Raw genomic sequence first — 11851 nt, 5'->3', positions numbered from 1 at the left:
CTAACTATGCAAACATAGGAGCTCGCAAAGTTTTTTCGCAAAGTTCACAAAGGTTTTTGAGATAACAATTTCTTTAGAAGTTCACAAAGCTAATTCCTTGCATCATTTTATTTTACTAGGTGTCGAAAAAAAATTTGTGCTAATTTGTGGAATTTGTGGTTAAAAAAACTTTCTCGCCGATTTTAGTAGATCAAAGTAGATTTTTCAAAAATCAGATCATTTATCCCTGATACTTATCTCATCTCAAGTTTCAAAAAAAAAATTGGGCTAATTCGTGCAATTCGTGGCAAAAAAACTTTTATGCATTTCACTGCAAAAAAAGGTCACAATTTTATCCATTAAAATTATAATGGGAATTTTATAAACTATTAGAGAAAAGCTAAAACGATATTTTTGAATTAAAATATAATATTTGTTTTACCAAATTCTAGTTTTTTACTAAATCACCAAAATACAATGATTCGCACCATAAAATTACCGTTTTATGCTAAACTTGCTTTTATATTAGTTAGCTTCATCTCATTTGCTTTTATATTTTGTGCCGGAAAAGACATTATTACTCCAGTCTTAATGGCCTTTCTATTTTCTGTATTATTAGTACCCATTTTTACTTTTTTGCACACACGATTAAAATTCCCCAGGCATCTTGCCGCAGCATGCTGTATCTTAATTTTTGCTGCATTTATTGTAGGTATTTTAATCTTTATCTCTTACCAGGTTAGTGATATTGCCAATGATTTTGATACGATAAAAAAGAATGCGAATGCATTTATAACCGATATTCACAAATTTGTAAAAGACAATTTTCATGTAAGTATTGGCGAGCAAAAAAAATATATTGATACCGTTGCAAAAGATTCTGTGCAAAACGGAAAAGCAACTATAGGATCTGCATTAGTATCTATAACAGATCTTCTTGTAGACTGTACCATTATCCCTATTTATACCTTTTTGTTTCTATTATATAAAGATCATTTTATTTTGTTTTTGGCAAAACTTGTAGACAAAGAAGATCATGCCAGATTAAAAGATATTTTATCACAAATTAAAGTTTCTATTAATAATTACATTGTTAGTCTGATTTTGGAGATGATAGTCGTATCTGTATTAACAGCTTTAGGACTTTGGATCATCGGAATTAAATATTTTATATTATTAGGATTGATTACCGGAATTCTTAATCTTATTCCGTACATAGGAATTTTAATTGCCGGAATTATCACTGTTTTGGCATCTTTAACAGGATCTGCAGAAACTTCAATAATAGTGGGTATTTTAATCGTTAACGTAATTGTTCAATTGATAGACAATAATCTGTTAGTGCCTTTGATAATTAATTCTAAAGTAGAAATCAATGCTTTTGTTTCTATCATGGGAATAATTGTTGGTGGTGCAGCCGCAGGAATATCTGGTATGTTCTTAGCAATTCCTCTTTTGGCTATTTTAAAAATTATATTTGACAGAATCGATTCTCTAGAACCCTGGGGCTACTTAATGGGTAATCACATGCCCAGAAAATTTACCTGGAGAATTCGAAAAGTAAAAGTAGAAAACTAAAAAGTATTCCGTTTTTACAATAAAAGTCTTATTAATTTACTATATTCATATCAAAAAAATAACTTTTTAAGCGAGTTTAAATTATCTAATGTCAATAAACACCAAAATAATATTTTTTATTCTCTTGTGCTTTTCTTTGCAAAGTGCCTATGGTCAGGTTGATAAATCAAAGAAAGATACAAACGTAAAAAAGGACAGTACAGAGGTTTATACTAAAATTAAAAATTATTCTAAAAAAAATAAGTTTACTCAAACACTTCATAAATTATTATTCAGGTCGGCTAAAACAAAAAAGAAAGAACCAATTCTGGTACAAAATGACACCACTAATTTTAATGGCAAAATTATTAGAAAAATCATTATTGAAACTTTAGACCCTTTTGGACATTCTCTTACCGATACTGCTCAAAAGCCTAAAAATTGGGGGGAAAGAACCGGAAACAGATTGCATCTTAAAACCAAGAAAATAGCGATTTACAATTTATTATTATTCAAAAGAAATACTCCATACGACACTTACAAAGTACAGGAATCCGAACGTTTAATACGATCTCAGAGATATGTTTCTGCGGTAAGAGTAACAAACAAAGTAGCAGGTGTAGCGTCTGATTCTGTAGATGTTACAATTCGTGTTTTGGATTCCTGGAGCACCATTCCAAAATTTTCAATATCCAGTAATCGTGTTTCTATCGGGGTAAAAGAAAAAGATTTTTTTGGATCCGGACAACAGCTCGAATACCGTTTTACAAATCGCTTTGATGATGGACGCAACGGTAATGACGTCACATATACGGTACCAAATATAAAGAATACCTACATTGGTGCAGTACTGCATTATAATATGGATCTTGATAACAATTATACTAAAACGATCAATATTGAACGTCTCTTTTATTCTCCCCTTACCAAATGGGCTGGAGGTGCTTATGTGGGGCAAATTTTTAGAAGAGATTCCTTGCAGGCGCCAGCGCCAGACAGCTTGTATGCCTTTCAGCCTTTTAAAAACAATTTTCAGGATTTATGGGTGGGACATGCTTCTAAAGTATTTGAAGATGAAAATGGAATCACTAACTTGGTTGCTTCCGGCCGATTCCTTAATATTAATTATAAGGAAAGTCCCTCTCCTCTTTATGACCCAACCAATTTTTATTCAGACGAAAAATTCATCTTAGCCGGTATTGGACTTAACAGACGTAAGTTTATAAAAGAAACGTATCTTTTTAGAAACGGACAGGTTGAAGATGTCCCTATTGGCAGAATTTATGGTCTTACTTTTGGATATCAATATAAGAATACCTTTTGGCGACCTTATGTTGGAGCGCAATTTTCATTTGGAAATTACTATAGATTGGGTTTTTTAAGTATGAATTTTGAAGCAGGAACATTTTTTCATCAATCGAATACTTACCAAACGGCATTCCTGATGGAAACCAACTACTTTACAAAGCTGTATAAAATTGGTAACTGGAAAATAAGACAATTTGTTAATCCTAAGTTTGTTATAGGTGTAAACCGTGAAGATATTATTGGCGATCAATTGAATATCAATGAACAAAATGGCTTAGCGGGTTTTAATAGTGCTATATTTGGCAGCAATAAAATGGTTTTGTCACTTCAGACCCAAACCTATTCTCCTCATGCACTTTGGGGATTTCGTATGAATCCATTCTTTAATTACTCAATTGCTGTATTAGGAAGTCCGAATGATGCAATGGGTAGAAATAAGGCCTATCAAAAAATTACTTTAGGATTATTAATCAGTAATGACTATTTAGTATTTAGTTCTTTTCAGCTTTCAATATCTTATTATCCTTCTATTCCTTTTCAGGGAGACAATGTATTTAAAACAAATACATTTGAAACAACTGATTATGGCTTGCAGAACTTTGAGCTTGCTAAACCAAGGGCTGTTGAATACAGATAATTGAATTTTTTACCTATTTTTTATAAAAAAATAAACTTTATAAAACGTTTTAAAAATCAAATCGTTACAAGAAAACCAAGCAAATATTACTCGTTAAAATGTTTATTTTATCCGACGAAGTGCATTCTGTTTTTATTTTTGGCACAGTATATGAATATCCCTAAACAGGAATAACATTAACATTAAAACTAAAAAAAATGAAAACAATAAAAATAGCAATCGCAGGATTATTTCTTTTGGTTGCAAGCGCCACACAAGCTCAGGTATCAATAAATGTTAATATAGGATCACCTCCTGCTTGGGGTCCTGCAGGATATGCCGAAATGGAATATTATTACTTGCCGGACATTGAAGCATATTATGATGTAAGAGCTTCTCAGTTTATTTATTTTGGAGGAGGAAGATGGATGAGAACAACTTACTTACCAAGACAATATAGAAATTACGATTTATATGGAGGATATAAAGTAGTTTTAACAGACTACCACGGAAGAACTCCTTATACTTACTTTGATCGTCACAGAGTGAAATATTATAAAGGATATCACGGAGCACCTCAAAGACCGTACAGACCAAGAGAAGTTTATGGTTATAATGATCGTCGTAATGATCACAGAGATTACAGACGCCACGATAATAGAAACCATGATAAGCATGACAGACATCATGATAAGCATGATAGACATGATGATGATCACGGACATGGTGGCCATGGAAGAAGATAATTATCTAAAGAGTTAATTTTCAACACAAGAGAGTATCAAATTATTGATACTCTCTTTTTTTTCTTTAAAAATTAACTACTGAAGCATCAATTATTGCACTTTTAACATAAAAGACTAAAAAACAAAGAGTTAAAATAAAACATTCTTAATAAATGCCTTATTTTACTATTCTTATGGCTTATATTTGCAAAAAATTAAATTAAAGAATAACATGAAAAAAAGAGTTTATTTATTTTCGCTTTTAGTAATATCGCTTTTTACATTCTGTACAAACAATGATGACTCAAACAGTGGTAATGAGGCAAAAGATAATACTATCGAAATCAATAATGATATTACCTCTTTAAGTAAAAGACTGGATTATACAAATTCAGGTGTGCTTTCTATTACAGGTTCTTCAGCCGGAAAATTCTCTAAGAGTGCTGAATCATCAACAAACAGTTTACCATTAGTACAAATTGCAGAAGTAAATCCGCCAACAGACAGTAACGGAAGAACTTTGCAAGCCAATCATGTAGCGGTAAACGGAAACTATGCTTATGTAGCCTACACCATGAGTGGTGAAGTTTATTCAGGAGCTATTGATGTTATTGATGTTACAGATCCTTATAAACCCAAATTAATCACATCGGCATTGATTGCCAATACTGATATAACTTCACTAACTTATTCAAACGGAAATTTGATTATTGGAGCAGCAACTGATATTGATAAAAATACTGCATTAACTAGTCCGTCAGTTTTGATTACAATGCAATTAAGTTCCGGCCTGCTTACCGACAAATACACCATAACAGATCTTGAAGGAAAAGTAACTACTGATGTTGCGACAAATTCAAATTCATACTTTGCTACGACAGGAGATCAGGGAAGTTTATTTAAAATAAATAGTGCTACTAAAGCAATAACAGCAAAAGCAACGTTAGAAGATTTACGTTCTGTAGCAATTAGTGGAGACAAAATTGTTACTTTAAGCGGTACTAAGGGAGTTAATATTTATAACGAATCTACTCTTTCATTACAAAAAAGTTTTACAACAGCTACAGATGTTAGCGGTGCAAAAAGAACAATGGATTTTGATGGCACCAAACTTTTAGTATCTGAAGGATATAATGGTTTAGGCGTTTACGATATCAACAGCGGTTCTAAATTACAAACTATTGCACTTGCAACTGCTGGTGAGGATAACGTAACCAATGCTGTTTCTGTAAATGAGGGTTATGCATTTGTTGCCAATGGTGCAGCAGGATTAAATGTGTACAAAACAGGTTCTCAATTGAATTTATTAGGAACAGTAAATATTTTAGGTTCATCAAACTATGTAAAATCAAGTGGTGATTTTATTTATGTTGCAAGCGGAAAAGGTGGTTTAAAAATCATCAAGATGGAAAAACCGAATACTATTTTTGCGGGATGTACAGACTACGGCAGCTATAATCAGGGTCAGAATTTGATTTTAAATTCGAATGAATTAAAATCATACTCAGGTTCTACGGCAATTAGTTCAGCTATGATAAATTCTGGTGCGATATTAACACACTGCGGATCAATCACTGTTCAAAATGGCTTGACTTTAAACAGCGGGGGAACCTTTAATATGAGAGGAACTTTTGCACAAGGTAAATACCAACAACAAAATCCTACAGAGTTAATCATTAACAGTAATGCAGTATTGCAAATTGAAGGTACAGTTGTAATCTGGGGCGATTTAAGATTAAATAGCGGAGCTAAAATTAATTTTATAGGAAACGATTCGTCTATTACCATCTACGGAAAAGTAACAAAAAATAGTAATGTAACCATTACCGGAACTTATAAAGACACAGAAAGTAAATTGAAATAATTGTTTCTGCATTATTTTAGAATAAGAATATAGGTTTATATATTAATTCTTTTAAAAGCTGTTGGATTTTGTCCAGCAGCTTTTTTTTTGAATTAATTTACTTAAAAAAGAAAATCAATAACCAAACATTAACATTTCATTTAAATACTGTTCAAAGATATAATTAGTATTTTTGAAGCTCTTTCAAAACATTTAACTACCGCTATGCGAAAAATTCAGATCCAAATTCTTCTTATTTTTTTAACAGGGATTTCCATTTCTTTTGCACAACAACCACAAAAACCAAGTTCTGTAGAAATTTACAATCAAATTAAAAAACTGAATTTTTTAGGTTCCGTTTTGTATTTGGCTGCCCATCCTGATGACGAAAACACTCGTTTAATTTCTTATATGTCAAATGAGATGAATGCACGAACAGGCTATTTATCCCTGACACGTGGTGATGGAGGCCAAAACTTAATTGGTCCGCAATTGCGGGAACTACTTGGCGTTATAAGAACTCAGGAATTAATCGAAGCCCGAAAAATAGACGGCGGAGAGCAGTTTTTCTCGCGGGCGAATGATTTTGGTTATTCAAAAAATCCCGATGAAACTTTAGAAATCTGGGATAAAGATAAAGTACTTGCTGATGTTGTCTGGACCATCAGAAAATTTCAACCGGATGTAATTATCAATCGATTTGATCACCGTTCACCTGGTACTACACATGGGCATCATACTTCGTCAGCCATGTTAAGCGTTGAAAGTTTTAAACTTACAAATGATCCAAAAATATATCCTGAACAATTAAAATATGTAAAACCATGGCAGGTAAAACGTCAGTTTTTTAATCCATCGTGGTGGTTTTACGGTAGCCAGGAAAAGTTTGATGCGGCTAATAAGTCAAAATTCACCAAATTAGAAACGGGAGTTTACTATAGCGGAATCGGGAAATCGAATCAGGAAATCGCGGCTTTAAGCCGAAGCCGACACCAATCGCAAGGTTTTGGAAGCACTGGCGCACGTGGTCAGGAAACTGAATATTTAGAATTGATAAATGGCGATAATCCAAAAGACCGTGACAATTTATTTGACGGAATTGATACTTCATGGAATCGTGTTAAAAAAGGAAAACCAGTTGGTGATTTGATTACTACTATTATCGCAAAATATGATTTTAGCAATCCTTCTGCCAGTATTCCGGATTTAGTTAAGGCTTACAAAATGATCGAAGCTTTAGAAGATGACCATTGGAAATCTTTAAAATCTGCAGCCCTAAAAAATATTATTGCATCTTGTTCAGGTTTATATCTTGAAGCCGTTGCCAGTGAACAGGAAGCAACTCCCGGAAGTACCATTAAATTAAATATTGAAGCTATAAACAGATCTCCTGTTGACATGCAATTGATTAACGTAACTTCGTTACCGGATAATAAAAATACAGCGCAGAATATTCCATTAAAGAACAATGACGATCAAAAGATAAATTTGCAAATTCAAGTTCCAAACAATATTGAATACACGCAACCTTATTGGTTAAAAGAAAAAGCAACTGTAGGCATGTATACGGTTTCTAATCAGGAAAACATTGGTATTCCTGATATTATCAGACAAGTAAAAGTTGTTTTTAATGTTAAAATAAATGGTGTCGAAATTCCGTTTGAGCGTACCGTTGTGTATAAATACAACGATGGTGTAAAAGGCGAAATGTATAATTTTCTTGACGTCGTTCCGGAAGTTACTACCTCTGTTTTAGAAAGAGTTTTAATTTTTGGATCTGTAAAAAGTAAAATGATTCCTGTAAAAGTACGTGCAGGAAAAGATGGGATTAAAGGAAAACTTCAGCTAGAATTGCCTAAAAGCTGGGATGTTTCGCCAAAAGAAATTCCTTTTGCTTTAGAGAAAAAAGGAAACGAACAGATTTTTTATTTTGAAGTAACGCCACCGGTAAATCCGGAGGAAGCTGTTGCAAAAAGCATTGCAATCGTTGACGGTAAACGTTTTGATAAAGACCAGACCATTATTGACTTCAGCCACATTACCAAACAAATGGTTTTAAAACCAGCTGAATCGAAATGCATCCGAATTGATTTGAAAACAAATGGAGATGCTATTGCCTATATTATGGGTGCTGGTGACGAAGTTCCGGAAAGTCTGGCTCAAATGGGATATAAAGTAACGATTATAAAACCAGAAGAAATCACTCCGGAAAAGCTGGATTCGTTTAATGTAGTCATTACCGGCGTTCGTGCTTATAACACTGTGAATGCTTTGGCCAACAAACAAAATATCCTTTTCAATTTTGTAAAAAGCGGTAAAAACATGATCGTACAGTACAATACGTATGGTAAAACCGTAACCGATCAGATTGCACCTTATCCGCTAAAAATTTCAAATGATCGTGTGACCGAAGAAAATGCTAAAGTTACCTTTCTGGCACCCCATCATCCTATTCTGAATACACCAAACAAAATCAGTTCAAAAGATTTTGAAGGTTGGACACAAGAACAAGGTTTATATTATCCTGATCAGTATGATCCTGCCTTTACTCCTATTATATCGTCGCATGACAAAGGTGAATCTCCAAAAAATGGCGCATTACTCGTAGCGCCTTACGGAAAAGGATACTATATTTACACCGGTTTAAGCTTTTTTCGAGAATTACCGGAAGGTGTTGCAGGTGCGTATAGATTGTTATCGAACATGATTTCGCTAAAAGAGCCAGTAGAAGCTCCTAAACAAGAAATAAAAAAATAAACATTCAAAATATGGAAGCTAAAAAAACTAAAAAATGGAAAAAAAGCTACACCTATGTTTTGGTAGCCAATGCTATTTACATTGTGATTTTTTTCTTAATCATGCAATTATACTCATAACCTATGCAACTATTTGATTGGATCGTACTTATTGTAACGCTTTTATTTATTGTTGGATACGGTTCCTGGAAAACCAAAGGAAGTAAAAACGTCGAGGATTTTATTCTGGGCAACAACGAAACCCCTTGGTATACCGTTGGATTATCCGTTATGGCGACACAAGCCAGCGCGATAACCTTTTTATCAACCCCAGGGCAAGCGTATCATGACGGAATGGGTTTTGTACAATTCTATTTTGGATTGCCAATTGCCATGATTGTCATTTGCGTCACTTTTATTCCGTTATACCATAAAAATAAAGTCTTTACGGCCTATGAATTTTTAGAGAAAAGATTTGACCTGAAAACACGTTCACTTGCTGCTATATTATTCTTGGTTCAGAGAGGTTTAGGAACAGGATTGACAATTTATGCGCCTGCTATTATTTTATCCGCGCTTTTAGGGTGGAATTTGACTTTAATGAACATCATTATCGGTGTTCTGGTGATTATCTATACATTTTCAGGCGGAACAAAAGCGGTAAACGTAACACAAAAACAGCAAATGTTCGTGATTATGTCGGGAATGTTTATTACTTTTTTCCTTATTTTACATTACCTGCCAAACGATATGACTTTTACAAGCGCACTGCATATTGCGGGTGCCAATGATAAAATGAATATTGTTGATTTCTCTTTTAACCCTGAAGAAAAATATACTTTCTGGAGCGGAATTACTGGTGGTTTTTTTCTGGCCCTCGCCTATTTTGGAACTGATCAGTCTCAGGTTGGACGTTATTTATCCGGAAAATCAGTTCGTGAAAGCCAAATGGGATTGATCATGAACGGGCTTTTAAAAGTGCCCATGCAATTTTTTATTCTGCTCACCGGAGTTATGGTTTTTGTCTTTTTTCAATTCAATCCAGTTCCGTTAAATTTTAATCCGAATAATAAAATTGTCATTGAAAAATCGGCTTATAAAGAAGAATATCATGCTTTAGAGAAAAAATTAAGCACACTTTCTGAAGACAAAAAAGTAATTAATTTATTATACATCGATCAGTTAAATCAGGATTTTGATAATCCGATTTTAAGAAAAGAATTGGTGACTTTATCAAACAAAGAAAAGGATTTACGCGATCGTGCCAAAGAAATTATTTCAAGAGCAGATCCAGCCAGCGAAACCAATGATAAAGATTATGTGTTTTTCCACTTTATCCTCAATTATTTACCTAAAGGACTTATTGGTTTGTTATTGGCCGTAATTCTTTCGGCTGCAATGTCTTCAACGGCTTCGGGATTAAATGCTTTGGCTTCTACCACAGCAATTGATATTTATAAACGAAATTTAAAAACCGTAAAATCTGAGAAACATTATCTAAACGCAACTAAATTTTTCACTTTATTCTGGGGAGTTGTTGCCATACTTTTTGCTTGTGTGGGAACTTTGTTCGAGAATTTAATTCAGTTGGTTAATATCATTGGTTCTATTTTCTACGGAACCGTTTTAGGAATCTTTTTAGTTGGATTTTATCTGCGTCGTGTAAAAGCTAAAGCCATGTTTATTAGTGCAGTTATCAGCCAAATTACCATATTTGTGATTTATTATTTTATGATTTACATTCATCCTAGCGGTCAGGAAAAACTGGGATATTTATGGCTGAATTTTATTGGAGCTATTTTGACGATAATACTGGCGTTGTTTCTTCAGATTACGCTTTTTAGAGGAGAAAAAGAGTCTGATAAAGTAGTTTTGGAGTAATTGTAATTAAATAATGAAAATCAAAACTTCAATAATTCTACTTTTAATATTTTCATTTTTGTGTTCAAATGCACAAAATTTGCATGAAGTAAAAATTGATAGTCTATTTGTTAATTTTAAAAAAGAATCTTTTTACGAAAAAGTATACCCGGCAAAACAAGAACTTGAAAACTATCAAAAATCAATTATTCCTGAATTAATTAATCTTTTAAAGAATGAAGATTTTATAAAATTGACTAATACTTTCGATCTAATTTATCCTGGAACCACTGTTTACTATGGTCATGGATATTACATTCCTTATGATATCGATTGGATATCTGTACGTTCCGGTTGGTTACTTGAGGATTTGACATTTCAGGATTTTGGTTATCAAAGTTTAGAAGTTAATAATGAAACTCTAATGAAATTGGTTAAGGAAAATTATTATAAAAGTTATCTCAAAAAAGGAACTTACGAGTTAGACTGGAAAAGGAAAACATCTGTTCAGAAAAAAGCAGAAATCAGAAAAGTACTTTCGAAAAAAGCAGAAAAATGGTGGAAAAAAAATCAAAAAAGATGGAACAAAATTGCTGCAATTAAGGAAGCCTTACAATCGAATAATGAAAATAGATTAAGAAATGTATTTCAATATCTAAGAAACGGAGATTCAAAGTGTGATAATTTGACCAGGGAGCTATATAATAATGAAATAAAACCAATAATAGTAGCACTAAAAAAAACAAATGAATATCCTGAAGTACAAGAACAAATTGAATTAATCTTAAAAGAATCTGTAAGTTCGAAATTATTAGATAAAAGCAAATAATTATCGTTATTAAAATTACTGATGAAAATTCAGTCTGCAAAAAAAGTTTATTTCAATAAAATTAAAGCAAAATTCAATTCATGGAAAAGAAGATAACAGATAAAAGAAATTTATTTACTTCTGCCATTATAAGTGTTTTGCTTTCGTTTCCAGTAACCGGATTTATTTATGGATTCTCTATTTGTAAAGATTGTGGAGAAGGAATAAGCGGAATTTTTGACAGAATATTTATTGGTTTTGTTGAAGCAATTCTAACTACAATTATACTAGGTTCGCCTTGGGATAATGAAGGTGGAACAACAAGCACCAATCTTAGGTTTTATGTTTTTCTGGTTGCTTTAATTTTTACCTTGATCCTTTTTTTAATTCGGAAAAGAAATCAGAATAAGTAGTAAAATA

Annotated in this window: 8 protein-coding genes; all 8 read left to right on the top strand. The window is 32.7% G+C overall.

The genetic code is table 11. The annotated features are described in order from the left end of the window. Window positions 1–456: 456 nt before the first annotated feature. The 8 genes from FLP_RS10590 (at window position 457) to FLP_RS10555 (ending at window position 11844) form a co-directional block, all read left to right on the top strand. Window positions 457–1557, top strand: a complete 1101-nt coding sequence (locus tag FLP_RS10590; protein WP_065449493.1) for an AI-2E family transporter — start codon at window positions 457–459, stop codon at window positions 1555–1557. A gap of 88 nt (window positions 1558–1645) precedes the next feature. Beyond that, window positions 1646–3481: a hypothetical protein gene (locus FLP_RS10585; protein ID WP_065449492.1), complete on the top strand. Its 1836-nt coding sequence runs from the start codon at window positions 1646–1648 to the stop codon at window positions 3479–3481. A gap of 197 nt (window positions 3482–3678) precedes the next feature. Further along, on the top strand, window positions 3679–4206 hold the full coding sequence (locus tag FLP_RS10580) for a hypothetical protein (protein ID WP_065449491.1): 528 nt from the start codon (window positions 3679–3681) through the stop codon (window positions 4204–4206). A 211-nt stretch (window positions 4207–4417) separates the two neighbouring features. Then, on the top strand, window positions 4418–6049 hold the full coding sequence (locus FLP_RS10575; RefSeq protein WP_065449490.1) for an LVIVD repeat-containing protein: 1632 nt from the start codon (window positions 4418–4420) through the stop codon (window positions 6047–6049). A 204-nt stretch (window positions 6050–6253) separates the two neighbouring features. After that, on the top strand, window positions 6254–8785 hold the full coding sequence (locus FLP_RS10570; protein ID WP_065449489.1) for a PIG-L family deacetylase: 2532 nt from the start codon (window positions 6254–6256) through the stop codon (window positions 8783–8785). Window positions 8786–8907: 122 nt separating this feature from the next. After that, the gene (locus FLP_RS10565; RefSeq protein ID WP_065449488.1) at window positions 8908–10644 is read left to right on the top strand and encodes a sodium:solute symporter family protein; all 1737 of its coding nucleotides are present in this window, start codon (window positions 8908–8910) and stop codon (window positions 10642–10644) included. A 13-nt stretch (window positions 10645–10657) separates the two neighbouring features. Then, the gene (locus tag FLP_RS10560; protein WP_065449487.1) at window positions 10658–11452 is read left to right on the top strand and encodes a hypothetical protein; all 795 of its coding nucleotides are present in this window, start codon (window positions 10658–10660) and stop codon (window positions 11450–11452) included. 80 nt (window positions 11453–11532) lie between these two features. Further along, entirely contained in the window at window positions 11533–11844 is a 312-nt protein-coding gene (locus tag FLP_RS10555; protein ID WP_065449486.1) for a hypothetical protein, read from the top strand. The last annotated feature ends 7 nt before the right edge of the window (window positions 11845–11851 follow it).

The sequence above is a fragment of the Flavobacterium piscis genome, from assembly GCF_001686925.1.
Lineage (GTDB): Bacteria > Bacteroidota > Bacteroidia > Flavobacteriales > Flavobacteriaceae > Flavobacterium > Flavobacterium piscis.
Note: the sequence above shows the minus strand (reverse complement) of the source record. Positions and strands in the feature narration are given on the sequence as shown.